Annotated in this window: 13 protein-coding genes; 4 read left to right on the top strand and 9 right to left on the bottom strand. The window is 44.8% G+C overall.

The features are described 5' to 3' along the window. Positions 1-142 precede the first annotated feature (142 nt). From ACXAER_RS06935 to ACXAER_RS06955, 5 genes are all read right to left on the bottom strand, one after another. Positions 143-1,762, bottom strand: coding sequence for a methyl-accepting chemotaxis protein (locus tag ACXAER_RS06935; RefSeq protein WP_474827821.1), 1,620 nt, complete (start codon positions 1,760-1,762; stop codon positions 143-145). Between the two features lie 165 nt (positions 1,763-1,927). After that, complete coding sequence (locus ACXAER_RS06940; RefSeq protein WP_474827823.1) at positions 1,928-3,127, bottom strand: topoisomerase IV; 1,200 nt, start codon at positions 3,125-3,127, stop codon at positions 1,928-1,930. A gap of 34 nt (positions 3,128-3,161) precedes the next feature. Beyond that, positions 3,162-3,566: a type 2 periplasmic-binding domain-containing protein gene (locus ACXAER_RS06945; protein WP_474827825.1), complete on the bottom strand. Its 405-nt coding sequence runs from the start codon at positions 3,564-3,566 to the stop codon at positions 3,162-3,164. Positions 3,567-4,064: 498 nt separating this feature from the next. Continuing rightward, the gene (locus tag ACXAER_RS06950) at positions 4,065-7,172 is read right to left on the bottom strand and encodes an efflux RND transporter permease subunit (protein ID WP_474827827.1); all 3,108 of its coding nucleotides are present in this window, start codon (positions 7,170-7,172) and stop codon (positions 4,065-4,067) included. Positions 7,173-7,185: 13 nt separating this feature from the next. Then, positions 7,186-8,235, bottom strand: coding sequence for an efflux RND transporter periplasmic adaptor subunit (locus ACXAER_RS06955; RefSeq protein ID WP_474827829.1), 1,050 nt, complete (start codon positions 8,233-8,235; stop codon positions 7,186-7,188). Between the two features lie 370 nt (positions 8,236-8,605). On the opposite strand from ACXAER_RS06955, the gene ACXAER_RS06960 reads away from it, so the two are divergent. The 3 genes from ACXAER_RS06960 to ACXAER_RS06970 all read left to right on the top strand — a co-directional run bounded on the left by ACXAER_RS06960 (position 8,606) and on the right by ACXAER_RS06970 (position 11,088). Beyond that, positions 8,606-9,016, top strand: a complete 411-nt coding sequence (locus tag ACXAER_RS06960) for an NUDIX hydrolase (protein ID WP_474827831.1) — start codon at positions 8,606-8,608, stop codon at positions 9,014-9,016. A gap of 65 nt (positions 9,017-9,081) precedes the next feature. Beyond that, on the top strand, positions 9,082-9,849 hold the full coding sequence (locus tag ACXAER_RS06965; RefSeq protein ID WP_474827833.1) for a class II aldolase/adducin family protein: 768 nt from the start codon (positions 9,082-9,084) through the stop codon (positions 9,847-9,849). A gap of 54 nt (positions 9,850-9,903) precedes the next feature. Next, positions 9,904-11,088 (top strand): mandelate racemase/muconate lactonizing enzyme family protein, encoded by a 1,185-nt coding sequence (locus tag ACXAER_RS06970; protein WP_474827835.1) that lies wholly within the window; start codon positions 9,904-9,906, stop codon positions 11,086-11,088. Positions 11,089-11,195: 107 nt separating this feature from the next. Here ACXAER_RS06970 and ACXAER_RS06975 read toward each other — a convergent pair whose 3' ends face one another. Together ACXAER_RS06975 and ACXAER_RS06980 are read right to left on the bottom strand one after the other, a co-directional pair. Beyond that, complete coding sequence (locus ACXAER_RS06975) at positions 11,196-12,071, bottom strand: amidohydrolase family protein (RefSeq protein WP_474827837.1); 876 nt, start codon at positions 12,069-12,071, stop codon at positions 11,196-11,198. Between the two features lie 72 nt (positions 12,072-12,143). Continuing rightward, on the bottom strand, positions 12,144-12,935 hold the full coding sequence (locus ACXAER_RS06980) for an SDR family NAD(P)-dependent oxidoreductase (RefSeq protein ID WP_039224914.1): 792 nt from the start codon (positions 12,933-12,935) through the stop codon (positions 12,144-12,146). Between the two features lie 347 nt (positions 12,936-13,282). On the opposite strand from ACXAER_RS06980, the gene ACXAER_RS06985 reads away from it, so the two are divergent. After that, positions 13,283-15,043: an acyl-CoA dehydrogenase family protein gene (locus tag ACXAER_RS06985; protein WP_474827840.1), complete on the top strand. Its 1,761-nt coding sequence runs from the start codon at positions 13,283-13,285 to the stop codon at positions 15,041-15,043. 94 nt (positions 15,044-15,137) lie between these two features. On the opposite strand, the gene ACXAER_RS06990 is transcribed toward ACXAER_RS06985, so the two are convergent. Continuing rightward, on the bottom strand, positions 15,138-15,680 hold the full coding sequence (locus ACXAER_RS06990) for a DUF3016 domain-containing protein (protein ID WP_474827842.1): 543 nt from the start codon (positions 15,678-15,680) through the stop codon (positions 15,138-15,140). A gap of 107 nt (positions 15,681-15,787) precedes the next feature. Continuing rightward, positions 15,788-16,150 (bottom strand): hypothetical protein, encoded by a 363-nt coding sequence (locus ACXAER_RS06995; protein WP_474827844.1) that lies wholly within the window; start codon positions 16,148-16,150, stop codon positions 15,788-15,790. Between the last annotated feature and the right edge of the window lie 260 nt (positions 16,151-16,410).

Here is a 16,410-nt window from a genome sequence, read left to right on the forward strand (position 1 = left end):
GCTGGGGATTTTTTTTATCTTAATTTCCCGAACCTCATGTTTCTATAACAAACTAAAACTCATTGTTCTAACATTGCGCTGCGCATATAAAAAAGCCCCCGTCAGGAGGCTTTCAATGCGCTTTAGGAAAGTTAGCTAGAGCTTACACTCTAAACTGCTTAGCGATTGATTCGAGGTGCTGCGCAAGGTCAGCAAGCTCATTACACATAGTGCCCAGCTCGCCTGAGCGGCTTGAGGTTTGTTCGGTACGCTCGTGAATTTCGTCAACGTGACGCACAATGTCAACGGCAACAGTGCGCTGGTCCTCTGTATTTTGAGCTATTTGCTCGTTCATTTGATTAATTCGACCGATAGTACTTGTAATGGTTTCTAAGCTGCTGCCGGCTTTATTAGCTGTTTCTACACTATTTGTGGCCTGCTCGGTACCACGAGCCATAACTTCCACGGCTGAATGTGCTGCGCCTTGTAGTTGCTCAATAGTACTTTGAATTTCTTCCGTTGACTGCTGTGTACGCGATGCTAGTGTTCTTACTTCGTCGGCTACTACCGCAAAGCCTCGGCCCTGCTCACCAGCCCTTGCAGCCTCGATAGCCGCGTTAAGTGCTAACAGATTGGTTTGTTCCGCGATGCCTTTAATTACGTCTAACACTGAGCCTACTTTGTTTGAGTCAGATTCTAAGCGCCCGATGACGTCAGCTGTTTCACGTACGTTTTCCGCTAGCTGCTGTATGCTTGTAACGGTTTGCTGCACAATTTGACGGCCTTCACTCGCTGCTGTCGTCGCTTCGTTGGCGTCACTTGCCGCTTGAGCAGCGCTATGTGCAACACCATCAACTGAGCCGCTCATGGTATCTACCGCAATCTTGGCATTAGTAGCTGACTGCTGTTGAACGTCTATGGTGCGCTGAGTTTCTTCTGTTACGCCGCGTAAGTTTTGCGCCAAGTTCGATAGCGGTAAACTCGCTTCAACCACATCCCGCACTACGCCCTGTAACTTATCCATAAATTGGTTGAACCAATACACCAACTCGCCAATTTCATCTTCGCTTTTGCTTTGAATACGAACCGTTAGGTCACCATTTTCTTGTGCGATATCTTTAAGCGAACGAACTACATCATCAATGCTTTGTTTAATGCCCCGTACAATGGGTATCGCAGTAGCAAATAACAATACAGTGACGACAACTGCTAAAATAACGCCTGTGCTGATTAGCGATGTGTTAGCACTGTCGGTATTTTGAAATGCTTCTTCAAATGCCGCTTGCTGTGCATCACGAAATTGTGACATAGCAGAAATTACACCATCGTAAGACTTATTCATTCGCGCAGAGAGTTCACCTAACCGACTAAAGTCGGCTGTACCGTTTACCATCGATTGGGAAACATCATAAGCAACGTCAAAGTAATTATCGAAGCCTGAGGATATAGTCGATATATCTGAGCGAAACTCTGGGCTTATTGACCCTATCTGAGTAAGCCCCTTCTTCGCTTCTTCTGCAAGTTCTTGAGCAACTGTTAAAGTGTCTTGATCTCCTGTCGTTACTGCACTTGAAAGGGTGTCTCGTACTTTTTGCATATCGACTAAAGTAGATGCCGATAGTTGTAAGGCAGGAAATTGGACTTTCTGAACTTTCTCTAATGTAGCACCGTTATTAAGAGCGGTATAAACAGTGATGAGTAGGTAAATGATAAAACTTAGCGCCGCGATGCCCGGTATTAAAAAAATCTTACTCGCAATTGGCATTTTTTTTAAAAAGTTCATTAGTTATCCTACTATATCTTTATAATAACACTACTTAACTATGTAGTAGCACAAAGTGCTTCTGCGCTATTTATGAAAAAGCGTTGTGTTGTATGTATCTACCCATTGACGAAAATCTTTAATAAAATTATGGCCTCACTTCTTTGCAAGGCCATACATTTGTATTTAGAAAGTATAATTTACGCCAACTTTCAGTAGTGTAGCATCGTTCAGATCGTTAAGGTCGTCAGAGTACCATGTTACGTCTGTTTTAAGTGCAAAACCTGGTTCAACGTCGTAGCGAAGACCTACAGTTATCGCAGATACATCTAGCTCTTGTTGAGCCGCGATCCCCGCAGCAGTTTGATAAATACCTGCCTGACCGTTAGCACCGTTCCACGTAGCATCAACAACTGCGTCACCTGTTGCAATTGTTGGTGGCAGTGCAGCAATTAACCCAAGCTGAGTGCCGTTGTCTGCTTCTTCGACTTCATAGGTAATATGCGGTGTAAATTTGCCGAAGCGCATACCTGCTGTAACATACCATGCTTGATTATCAGCAATAACAGAGCCATCTACTTCTGTCTGCGTGAATTCAGCGCCAACAAACCAATCATATTTGTCGATATCTACAGCAACTTCGAAGAAGGTTCCCGTATCTTCATTAACGCTTAGACCTTCTGCAGCCAAAGATGCAGATGGGATGAAAGCGCCATACTGATTTAAGCCGCCAATAAATGTGTCGAAGTCAGCATTGGCTGCACTTGTTTTACCACGTGCAAACAAAGTTCTTGCACTGAACCAATCACGAGTAGCGTCGAAAGATATCGCAACAACATTTTCCAACTCAAGCACAGCAGGAGTTCCCGAGATAGTGGTATCCGCCTTTACTTTACCAATAGTTAGTTGGCTTCCGTACTCCCAGTCGCCTGAATAATTGATGTAATCAATACGCACACCTTCAATATTATTGAAGTCAATGCCGTAAACCGAGTCTGGCGGTGTTAGCCAGTGGTAGGAATAGCCGATGTCTAATGAAGAGGAGTATTTAAATAACGGCATGCGAAGACGGCCTGCACTAATATTAATATTGTTATTTAGCACGTAGGTCATATACGCCCACTCAAAATCGACTTCGTAGTCATTGCTGCCGCGACCTACTAACTGAGCAGTTGCAGAAAGCTTGTCGCTTACTTCGCCGCGAATTTGCAAACCAAACACACTGGCAGGTTCAAAATCAAAGTCGCTGTCGTAATCGTAAACTGACTCATCATCATCTAATGTCATACCGCCAATCAGGTTTGCGAAGCCGTTAATTTGTACGTCGGCTAATGTTGGAGTAGCCAAAAGGCCAGCCAAAGATAAAATAGCTAATTTGGTTTTCATGCGTATTCCTTAAATTCTTTGTATTAACGGTAAGTTAAAAGGTGGCGACAACACGTACGCTGTCATTAACAGCGCCTGCGTCTACATAACCTATAGCACCTGGGTTACCCGCTACCGCCGATACTACCTCTGCGTCACTCCCCATTGCCTTCGGCGGTTGACCTTTACCGGTAAACACAAGTTTTGACCAGAATGCAGTTAACTGCGCTGCAGTCTTATTTAATACTTTGCCGTTGAATTCGTCGGTGGCTGGTTGACCTTCAGCTAATGCGATAGGCTCCGCTTGGGTACCGCTAGGAAATGCTTTTGCTTTGTTTAAGAAAAGTCGACTGATGCTATCTTTATCTAAAGAGTCGCCATTGTTGGGATGTACGATGACTGCTACATCAGCGATTGCAACGTTGCAGCAAAGCCCTGCTACAAGTATCCATTTTTTCATCATGTGTCCTCTAGAATTTGTGTGAATACTAGCTCATCGCTCTTTACTTTCTTTACTAGCGCCAAAGACGACATTTACGCGTTTGAGCGAAAAGAAGCAAAAATGTGTTTGTGTGTCCGAACATTTGCAACGATGTAATTATTGGTCACAAATGCAATATTCGCCACTTTGAGCTTGAATTTTTTACCTTATATAAATTAATAACTTATATAAGCGGTTGAGATTGGCGCGCAGTGTAGTAAAAGTGTAAATTTAGACAACTATACAATTGTCTAATACATACTTTGAGCGCTTATAAAGGCCGATAAAATAAATAAATGCGATGCTGAAATACCAAAATAAACACATAAAAACAGCAACTTAAGAAAATCAGGCATCATGGTGTAAGTGATGAAAACTCATATTAAAGTATGGAAAAAGATACTTGGCATTTTTAAACTCGCACCACTTTGCGCTGGCGCGAGTTTAAAAGAGGATCAATAGCCTATAACCGAACTCCTACGACTCACCTTTTTTATAAGGAATCGTTTTTTCTAATGCTTCGATTTCATAGGTTCGCTGCATTGGCGAGCCCGTATTTCTTGCAAGCCAGCTATAGGCAGTGGGAACGACGTATAGGGTCATAAATGCCGAAACAAGCACGCCTGAGAAAATAACCATACCAATCACCATTCGGCTCTCGGCGCCAGGCCCTGATGCAAGTACCAAAGGCAAAGAGCTAAACACGGTTGTAAACCCTGTCATAACGATAGGCCTCAAACGCTGTGCGGCAGCACGCTTGAGTGCTAGTTCAAATTCCATACCCGCATCACGAAGCTGATTAGCAAATTCTACTATTAATATGCCATTTTTCGCGGCAAGCCCGATAAGCATAACCAAACCAATCTGACTGTAGATATTAATCGTCATATCGCTAAAAAACAGCCCTATATAAGCCCCAACGAGGGCTAAGGGCACAGTAAGCATTATCACTAAAGGATGCACCCAACTTTCGAACTGCGCAGCTAATATTAAATAAGTCACCGCAAGCGCCAGCATGAATACATAAACAAATGAGTTACCCGCCTCTTGATATAGTTGTGACTCGCCTTTGTAATCAATAGAAACGTTATCAGGCAGTTCAGTGGCCACTATATTTTCTAAATAGGCGAGCGCCTCACCGAGTGTGTAGCCATCTGCCAAGTTAGCTGAAATAGTTACAGCCCGCATTCTGTTGTAGCGATTTAATCTTGCCGACGTAGCCTGCTCTTCAAAGGTGAGTAAGTTATCCATGGGAATAAGTTCACCGGTACGAGATGACCTCACGTATAAATTTTCAATGCTGTTAGGGCTTCTGAAGTCATCTTCAATGCCTTCCATGATGACATCGTATTCCTCACCTCTATCAAGGAATGTCGACACCCTTCGCTGACCAAGCATGACCTCTAACGTGCCGCCAATATCGCTAATTGATACACCTAGGTCAGCCGCTCTGTCGCGATTAATATTGACCAATAACTGGGGTGATGTCTCTTTGTAGTCAGAGTCCAGTCGAATTAATCCTGAATTTTGCGCTGCTTTTTGTAAAACGATGTCACGCCACTCTACAAGGTTCTCATATGTATCACCTTGCAAGACGAACTGAACGGGACGTCCTAGCCCTCCTCCCGATATCCCGCTTCGCATGATCGCAAACGCGCGAACATCGGGCACGCTGTTAAGCTTGCCGCTGATTTCATCCATCAGTGAAAATGTGCTGAAATCACGCTCATCCCAATCTGCAGAACCTACGATCGCAATTCCCGCATTGCCGCCGAAACCCGGTGTTCTCACCAAGAGACGATTAATTTTACCGCTCTCGCGATAGGGCATTAATATGCTCTCTATTTGCTCTAAGTTTTTTGCGTTACTTTCAAAGCTCGCCCCTTCTTGAGCGTTCATTAAGATGAAAAAGTTGCCTCTATCTTCTTTAGGAACGAACTCACTAGGTACTTTCTCTGAGAGTTGGACTAACGCAACAATCGCAATTACAAGCATTAGCAGCATAATGAAAGGTTGGTGCAAGGTCTTGCCAAGCGTATTGAAATAGCCGGTTTCAAGTTTTGAAAATCGCTTATCCATCCAGCTTCCGAAGCCTGACGAACGTGGGCGTTTTTTAAGTATTTTTGACGCCATCATAGGCGACAAAGTAAGCGCGGTGAAACTTGAAAATGCGACTGCCGCAGCAATGGCCAACGCAAACTCGGTGAAAAGTCTGCCTATATTGCCTTCAAGGAAAACCAAAGGAACGAATACAGAAATAAGTACCAGAGTGGTGGCAATTACGGCAAACCCGACCTCTTTGGCACCGCGATAGGCAGCCAGGATAGGTGGTTCGCCCATTTCGATACGTCGATAAATGTTCTCAAGTACAACAATAGCGTCATCTACCACCAAGCCGATAGCAAGTACCATAGCAAGCAGGGTGAGAAGATTGATTGAGAACCCCAGCGCATACATCACGATAAAAGCCGCTATAATAGAAACGGGTACGGTCACCGCGGGAATTAACGTGGCGCGAATATTTCCTAGGAAGACATATATGACGATCACCACCATCAGCATAGCGATCCCCAAGGTCTCATACACCTCGTCAATCGACGCTTCAATGAAAACCGAAGAGTCGTAGCTTGGTACAATAAAAATATTATCTGGAAGGGTCGCTTCTATTCTTTCTATCTGCGCTTTAGCCGCGCGGGCTACCTCGAGAGTATTGGCTTTAGACTGCTTGATAATGCCAAGGCCAATCATATTGACGCCATCACCACGAAACTCTGTCTCATCGTCTTCGGCGGTAAGCTCAACGTGGGCTATTTCGCCTAGACGCACCAGATAGCCGTTATCCCCTACTGCAACGGTTAGGGCTGCAAAATCATCCGGCGTTAGAAACGTTCGTGCAACTCGTACTTCAAAGTCACGATCAACACTTTCTACTTCACCAGCAGGCAGTTCAACATTTTCAGCGCGAATAACTTGCTCTACATCACTAACAGTTATGCCTCTAGCCGCCATAGCATTGCGGTCTAGAAACACTTTCATGGCGTAGCGTCTTCCACCACCAATTTGAATTCTAGCCACACCGTCAACAATGGATAGCCTGTCAACCAGCACACGTTCTGCGTAGTCAGTCAGCTCCATGGTATTGAGGTTAGTACTTCGTAAGTTGTACCACACCACGGCACTTTCATCTGAGTTTGCTTTAGATACTTCAGGAGGATCGGCTTGATCAGGCAAGTTATTTAATGCGCGGCTGACACGTTCGCGCACATCGTTGGCTGCTGCATCAATATCTCGAGAAAGTTTAAATTCGATAGTAATATCTGAACGACCATTGCGAGACGTGGAAGTCACGTTCTTTATGCCTTCAATACCCGAAATTCTATCTTCTAGAAGCTGGGTAATTCGGGTTTCGACAATGTTTGCTGAAGCTCCAGTATAGGTTGTATTAACCGATACAATAGGAGGGTCGATATCGGGGTATTCCCGTAAACTCAACATGGAGAACGCGACAATACCAAAGATAATCAACAGTAAATTGAGTACGGTTGCAAAAACCGGGCGCTTTACAGAAACGTCTGACAATAGCATAACTGTTTACTCCCTAGCGGTTTAATACATTAACCGGAGATTGGTCACGTACGCGAAGTGTACCTTCGGTTATTACTTCATCTCCTTCACTTAAACCGCTGACAATTTGCACTTGTCCTGGTCGACGCTCACCAATTTTCACCTCAGTTTGATGAGCAACATTATCTTTAACCACGTAAACAAACTGCTTGTCTTGCACTGGCACCAGTGCCTTTTCTGGCAAAACTAAGGCGCTAAGTACACGTTTTTCTACCACGACAGTCAGCAGCATACCTGGGCGTAGACGACTGTCTTGGTTATCAATAGTTGCGCGCACGCGAATGGAGCGACTAACAGAGTCCAAGCGTGTATCAATATTAGTGATTTTTCCTGTAAACTCTTCTCCAGGGTAAGCGACTGACGACGCACTTACCAATTGCCCTTTAGCCACGCTAGCGAGGTGGTTTTCAGCGATACTAAAATCAACTTTGATTTGGCTAATATCATCTAAGGTGGTGATGGTGTCACCTGGCTGAATTAATGAACCAATGCTGATTCCGCGGTTGCCTAACAGCCCGTTAAATGGCGCGCGGACTTGTAGATCATTAAGCTGAGCTAAGGCTACATCTAACTGGGCCTGTAACGCTTTGACTCGGGCTTGTTGCTCATCAAGAAGCTGTTCAGACGTAGCATTCGACTGACGCAAATCGGCTATGCGGGTGAACTGACGTTTAGCCTCGTCGATGTTTGCTTTGAGCTCTTCCACCCTTGCACGCTCTTCAGTGTTATTCAGCTGCACCAAAAGCTCGCCTTCTACGACTTTATCTCCATCATCGAAATTTATCGCTTTTACCGTATCGGTAACTTGAGCGGTGATATTTACAGACTCGTTAGCAGTAGCTGTGCCGAGCGACTCGATAGTGATAGGAAATGATTGGGTCGAAACAACGCTCGTTTTAACAGGCGTAGCTCTTACGCCGGCGTTCTTTTTACTTTCTTCCTGGGGCACATTTAGATATGCCACGACGCCAGCAAGCAGCAAAACGCCAAATAACAAGGGCGATAACGAGAATCGTGAAGACATAACCTTTCCTATTGGTAAAAGCGTATTCTATTAAGCATGGCTTTTGAAGCGCTCAACGAATACTTGAGTACACAAATTCGCTCTACATTTTACGTAAGCGTTCCCAAACACTGTTTTGTGTACCGCGCTATTATTGTTTGTTGTGTTATTTTTATTTTTGCGTAGAGTCTGTGTGATAATTTTGATTGCTTTTCCAACAATTACAAACTAACGCTAGAGTATTTTACCCAAATCAATGGTCATCTTATTTCGCTTATCAGCTATATTTGCTGTTTTAACGCTTTTCGCATGCTCAAAACCAACAACTGAACCAGTAATGTGTCGAGTCTCTGATTCCATTTCATATGAAAACATTCACGCGGAAATGGATATGTCACCCTCACCCAAAGCCGCAGCATGTTTAATTAAAGGTAGTGGCGAAGTATTGCTGGTTAAACATCGGCTTTCTGGCAAGTTAGACTTTCCAGGCGGGACCTGGGATGAGAGTGAACCACTTGCCTGTACGGCTCACCGAGAAACATGGGAAGAAACTGGGTTCAATGTAGAGGTTAAAACATATTTATCGACAACCTCTAATGGCTTAGTCATATTTGGCTGTGTTTTGAACGAAGGAATAGAAACACTGCCGAACACCTTTGATGCACCACCGTGGGCACAGATAGAAGTCGTCAAACTAGTAAAAGTAGACCCGTTTATATTAGACCACGAGGCTTTGAGATTTGCTGACGATCTTATTCCCTTGCGCGATGGCTATACCCAATTCGATATAAAGCAGCACTGACAAAGCATTGTTCATTGTTGCGGGTATTGGTAAATTGTCCCCACGAAAAGAATAGGAGAAGCGGCTTGTTTTCACTGCCAACATTAAGTCTAAAAGGCAAAGTACCTGAACAAGAATGGCAAACCCGTGTCGATTTGGCGGCGTGCTATCGGTTAGTGGCAGATATGCGATGGGGCGATCTCATCTATACCCACATTTCCGCTAAGGTGCCTGGCACAGACCATTATCTTGTTAACGCCTTTGGGCTTACCTTCGATGAAGTTACGGCTTCTAACTTGGTCAAAGTCGACTTAGAGGGTAACATCCTTGACGATACACCTTACGGCATAAACCCCGCAGGATTCACCATTCACAGTGCTATCCACGAAGTACGCCACGACGCTCAGTGCGTTATTCACCTACATACACTAGCCACGATTTCAGTCGCATCGGTTAAAGGCGGGCTTAAGCCGTGGAGCCAATATTCAATGTTTTCACTACCATCGCTTTCTTATCACAGCTACGAAGGTTTAGCTGTTGATGATAGTGAAAAGAAACGCTTGCAGGACGATCTTGGCGATACAAATCACATGCTTTTGCCTAATCATGGCGGCCTAACCCTTGGCCCGACTGTTGGCGACGCTTTTATGCGTTTTTACGATTTGCAGCGTGCGTGCGAAATTCAGCTTGCCTTGATGCAGTCTAATGAAGAGGTTATCGAGATACCGCAAAACATTATCGATGGCATATACGCACAGGCCAATGTAGTACACAGTGGCGAGACTGGCGGTCAAAAAGCATGGCCAGCCATGTTGCGCAAAGCCTACAAGCTAGATCCAGGATTTTGCGAATAATTACGCAATTTCAGCTCAACGCCAACTCATTTCAAACAGGAATTGCTTAAAAACATGAAAGTCACCAAAGTAGAAATTTTTGATATCGAATGCCCTAAACGCCCACAGTGGAACCCTGTTTTTGTGCGTGTTTATACCGATGAAGGCATTACTGGCGTAGGTGAAGCAGGGCTTGCTTATGACTGGGGCCATAGCGCCGCTGCGCATATGATTAAGGAGATTGCCGAAGCCATGCTGATTGGCTTTAACCCCTTTCACACTGAACTGCTTTGGTCGAGAATGCTACGTGAAGGCTTCTGGGGACTCGGTGGCGGTCCGGTGATTTATTCCGCAATGAGCGCGATTGATACCGCACTTTGGGATATAAAAGGCAAAGCACTCGGTTTGCCTGTTTACGAACTCCTTGGTGGTAAAACGAATGGCAAGCTTCGCAGCTATGCCAGCCAGCTTCAATTTGACTGGGATAAGGAAGTGACCAAACTTAACGATCCAGCAGATTATGCTCGCGCTACTGAAAAAGCCCTGAAAGACGGTTACGACGCCGTGAAAGTTGACCCTATCGTCTATGATAAAGACGGTAACACTCACTTTGACAGAACTAAGCTGTTTACTAAGCCCGAGCTTAAACTTTTCAAAGCTCGCCTTCAGGCGATTAGGGACACCATGGGTGAAGATGGCGACATTATCTTCGAATGTCACAGTTTGTTAGGTGCTTCAACGGCCATTCAGCTGGGCGATATTGTCGAAGAGATTGGCTGCTTGTACTATGAAGAGCCAGTGAATTACCTTAACTCGAAGCTTCACGACAAAGTTGCAAAGAACGTAAACGTGCCTATTGCGGGCGGTGAGCGTTTATATCACCGCTGGGACGTTCGCCCATACCTTGAAGACCAGTCTCTCGATGTACTTCAACCTGACGTTGGCCTTTGTGGCGGTTTCACAGAAGCGAAAAAGGTATGTGACTATGCCGACATCTACGACGTGCGCGTTCAAGCTCACGTTTGTGGAGGCCCAGTCGCTACAGCGGCAAGCCTGCATCTAGAAACGGCTATTCCAAACTTTTTAATTCACGAACATCACACCTATGCCATTAAAGATTGGAACCGTGAACTTTGCATTCAAGATCCTCAGCCAGTAAACGGCTTTATTGAAGCGCCTGACACACCGGGAATTGGTATTGACCTAAACGATGAAGTGGTTTACCGCTCGCCACACATGACGGTAACGGAACTTAAATAGCAAAGTTACATACCGGCACTCTTGTAAGCTTGCACGGCATTTACACAAAGTACTTGTAAAGCTAGAAAGCGCCGGAATAAGCCATGAAGCTAGTTTCAGGCTGGCGCTTAAGCGATGTCGTACCATTGCTTAGCGTTTATAGACAACAGCGCCGCTTTTTGAGTTTCAGAAAGCGGCGTTATCATATCTGAGAACCCATTCCAAAGCGCAGCATAAGGCATTCGCCACTGACATAGCGGGAAGTTGCTAGCAAACATAATGTGATTTATGCCTACGCTGTCAAGCAAGGATTCAAAAACATAAGACGCACGCTGCCACTGCCAACGGCGATCTTGCATCTCTAACCCCGAAAACTTAAACACAACTTGCTGTGTTTCACTCAAGTCGCGAAGATTCTTCCGCCATGTTTTAAACGCAAAACTATTTACATCAATCGGTGCTATTGCGGCATGGTTTACAGCCACTTTTAGCGAGGGTGTTTGTTCCAATACCTTTAGCAGCGCACGCACGGCTTTGCTATCGGCAAGGTTTAATTGTGCATCAAAAGACAAGCCTTGCGACGCCATATAATGCAGTCCCCATTTGACCTTAGGGGAACGTAAAAGGGCTTCAGCATCACCATCTAATATATGACGAAGCCCGCGTACTGAGTTGTACTGCTTTAGCTTATCAATATGACTGCCAACAATATTTCTCGTTAAATCGATACACCCAACCGAACAAAATGGCAGCGTACAATGACGCTCCAAGAACGCAATTTCACGCCAGGGTCTTTCGTTATCGTAACCCGCTTCAATGTGAACAAAACCACCTAACAGCCCTAACGACACGCGATAGAGCATGTGCTCTGTAGTATGTTTTGCAATCGCTTTTTTATCTGGCCAAAAAGGGGCGTTGGCTGGTTTCAGCCAATTATAGTGCCCTTCGTTTAAGGCAAAGAAGTGAATATGAGGGTCTATCCAAGTGAATGAAGGCTTGCTCATCTTTGTTTATAAAACCTTGGTGTATGCTATTGCTGATAAGGCATTTCGCGTTGCTTTTCTATTCAGCTCTTTCTATTGTGCTGTGTAGCCCCCATCAACCGCATACAAGCTACCTGTGATGAACGACGCTTTGTTGCTGCATAGAAAATAGGTCAGTTCAGCCACGTCTTCGGGCTGGCCCAAACGTCCAATAGGTTGTGCAGCGGCTTCTTCAGCTACCACTTCATTTTTATCTGCCCCAGAACGTGCCACATAATTATCAATGGCGTTATGAAATAGAGGGGTTTCGATGGTACCTGGGCATACCGCGTTAACGCGGATATTATAGGGTGCGTAGTCAAGCGCGGTGGTTTTCGCCATAGACGCCAACGCACCTTTGCTGACACCGTAGGCGAACGAATTGCGCTTTCCAATAAAGGACTGATCTGAGCCCATTACCACAATCGCGCCGCTGCCCTGCTCTTTCATGGTTGGCAGGCAAGACTTAATCGCGCCGTACGCCCCTTTTACGTTCAAGTTTAGTACCTTATCAAGCAGCGCTTCATCAGTATCTTCAATGGTTGCTGAAACATGTATACCGGCATTACACACCAATGCGTCTATGCGTTGATAAGAACTAATAACCTCATTCACCGCGGCTTCAATATTACGCACAACACTTACATCACACGGCTTCCAGATAGCATTAGGTAACGCTTGCTCAAAGTCTCTGATATCTAAATTAATGACTTGATAACCGTTTTGACTAAACAGCTTGCATACCGCAAAACCGATACCCAAGCTTCCCCCCGTTACAATGCAAACCGGGATCTGCGCATCATCACTGCTATGTTTAAGGTTTTTCTTCGCGCTTTCTGGATTCATGTTTTTATGTACCGTGTTGCTTGTGCGTATGTGAACGGGTTATTTCAATGTAGGCTAAGCATGCCAGTGAGAATTTGAATTGCAAGCGAGCTTACCACTTGAGTTCACTTTTCTATATTAACACCAATGCGTCAGTCATCATCATCAGAGCCTGTGTGACCTTTGCTGCACATTTAAAGTCCACGAGTCTTGGTAAACCTATGTGTTTCTCTCATATCAGTCCGCATAGATCATTACCCACATCATCCAAATTTATTATTAACTTTCCTTTAACGGACTATTCGGACTACGCTTTTTGTGACTATAATAAGCAAAATTAAAACACTTGTTTGAAAAAGGAGTCATCCATGCCTCTATACCACGCCCCTACAACTGATTTTCAGTTTTTGTTAAAAGACTGGCTTGGACTTGATGCTCACTACGAAAAGCTCGGTATCAGCGACTTTGATAGCGAATTAGCCAACGAGATTATTGCACAGGGTGCAAAGTTTGCTCTAGATGTGGTTGCCCCACTTAACCGTGAAGGCGATGAAGAAGGCTGTACGCTGAAAGACGGCAAAATTACCACACCTAAAGGCTTTGCTGATGCCTATCAGGAATACGTTGCAAACGGTTGGAATGCCATGTTAGGCACTGCCGAGTACGACGGACAGGATTTGCCGTACACCATGGCTGTGCCTGTTCACGAAATGCTAAATGCGGCGAATTTAAGCTGGCGCTTAACCACCATGCTGACAGAAAGCGCAACCCTTGCGGTTACTAAACACGCCAGTAAAGAATTAAAAGATATCTACCTTGCTAAACTAATCAGCGGTGAGTGGACAGGTACCATGAACCTGACCGAACCTCATGCGGGAACCGATTTGAGCCTGCTTAGTACTAAAGCTGAGCCTCAAAGCGACGGCAGCTATAAAGTAACCGGTAATAAGATCTTTATTACCGCAGGTGATCACGACTGGAGTTCGAACGTTATTCACCTTGTACTAGCTCGCTTGCCAGACGCACCGAAGGGCGTTAAGGGCATCAGCTTGTTCTTAGTGCCTAAGTTCCTTCCAGATGCCAGCAATGAGCCGGGCGAGGCGAACAGCTTGTCTGTAGGAAGTATTGAACACAAAATGGGGATAAAAGCGAGCCCGACTTGTGTGATGAACTTTGACGGTGCAACCGGGTATCTTGTTGGTGAAGAAAACCAAGGCCTAGCATGTATGTTCACCATGATGAACGATGCACGCTTCCAAGTAGGCCTACAAGGTTTAGGGGCGGCAGAAGCCTCTTACCAAGGCGCACTGACCTACGCCCGCGAGCGCGTGCAGTCTCGTGCACCACAGGGTATCCAAAACCCAGAGGGCAAAGCAGACCCAATCGTATTTCAACCTGACGTAGCGCGTATGTTACTTACGCAGAAATCACTGATTGAAGGCTGCCGTGCACTTTCACTTTTCTATGCCAAGTTTATGGACGTTGAGAAGCTTGGTGAAGGTCAAGAAAAAGAAGATGCCGACAAGATACTTCAGTTTTTAACCCCAATCTGCAAAGCTTTTATGACGGATATGGGCCTTGAGACCACCAGCCTAGGTGTACAAGTATTTGGTGGTCACGGCTTTATTCGTGAATGGGGTATGGAACAACTTATGCGCGACGTGCGCATTGCTATGTTATATGAAGGCACCAACGGTATTCAGGCGCTAGACCTTATTGGTCGTAAGCTTACCCGCGATGGCGGTCAAATGATGGAAGCGACCTATAATGCGTTTAACGCTTTGGTCAGCGACATTCAAGACAGTGAGGCGAAGGGTCTGGCTCAAGGTATTCTTGATGACTGGCGTGCATCTTCAGCCGATTGCTTAGGTATGGATGCCACCACCGCTGCTGCAGCTGCTTGTGATTACTTGGCATACAGCGCCTATTCGTTGATTGGTGTACTGTGGTACAGCATGGCCGACAAAGCGCAAGCTTCAGGTAACGCGGTCCTTGCAGCGTCTAAGATGAAGACACGTGACTTCTACATGGAACGTATCTTAGTACGTCGCGATGCGCACAAAGCCGCTTATAAAGCTGGCCCTGAAAGCACCCTTGCAATATCAGGTAATGAGTTTGATTATCTGTAGGTAGCTTGTATTTTTATAGCCCGTGAAATGAGGGTTATAAACACAAAAAAGGTCACTATATGTGACCTTTTTTATTGTGATTTGAACGAATGCGTTAGTCGTTCGCCGCTACTTGTGTTGAAAACGTATCTGAAAACCAATCGTTAAGCATGGCTTTTTCGTAGGATAGCGATTCCGTTCGATTGCGACGTATATTCGATTCCATAAAATCCATATCTTTAAGTTTTACATCTTCACCGCTTAAAATGACTTGACCGTCGGCATTAGCTAACGAGTAACTAAATGTCATTCTAGGAATATCAATGCGCTTAATGATACGCACGTCACTGCCAGCGCCGTTGCCAAATCCCACAAATTGACTCGGCCACACTTGGCCGGCTAAATCAACGTTCGTTACCGTCATAGACAATACCTGCGATTCCGGCAATTCACTGGCTAATTCAACGATATGCGATTCGAGCTCTTTTAAGGTGCGCTCTCGAAAGCGTTTACGAGATTCGTTAGTCGGCCTCACATCACTGTAAGACTCCGGCTCATCCCACGTAATTTTAACCTCAGCGGCTTGAGTGGGAACAAAAACGGCAAGCCCTATTGCTGCGGCGCAACTTAAAAAGGAAAAAGTACGTAATTTATTCACTTTCATGCTCCTACATTCAATTGATTTAACATCAAGCTAGCAAGCATTACGAAAGGTTTATAACACGCTATTGAGAAAGCGTACTCTCGACACAAAGGCAAATGTGACTATTCAACTTGCATAAATCGTGATTGCTTAATGATTAGGCATAGTTTAGCGCGTTTAGTTCCCGTGAAGTTTGGGTTTATGTCATCTGTTTCGCAATAAGCACGATGAAAGCGTTTAACGCTAGCGCCATCGGTTGTGATTTGTTTGACGTAATCCTGTTGATAGGGCTTTAGTGGGCTTAGCTGGATATTTATTTTGTCTTGTAAGCTATGCAATTCCTTTCGTTCAGGAAGTGTTGCAACAACCGTCAGCCAATTAGAAATAGAGTTTTGAATATCTTCGAAGAGATACTGAACAAAAGAAGATCTCAACACTATGATTAAAACAACAATTTCGGCAGCGATTATAAAAAACCTTAACATGACTTCTCAGCTAATTTTTGACAGATGTTTACGACAAATGGTGCCAATTTATTGAACACATTTAACTACACATGCTCAATAAACTTTTGTTAACTCACACTTTATTTGCGGACACTTTACATCATTTGTACGCTAATTGACCACAAATATTTCCCTACCAATGTATGATACTTTAATGATGCTCAATACAATGGACATAGCTCAAGTGTGTTAAACATGCTTGAACACTCATTTCTATATTAGCAAATATGACGTTCGAT

The organism is Alteromonas sp. AWJ4_199 (assembly GCF_056159165.1).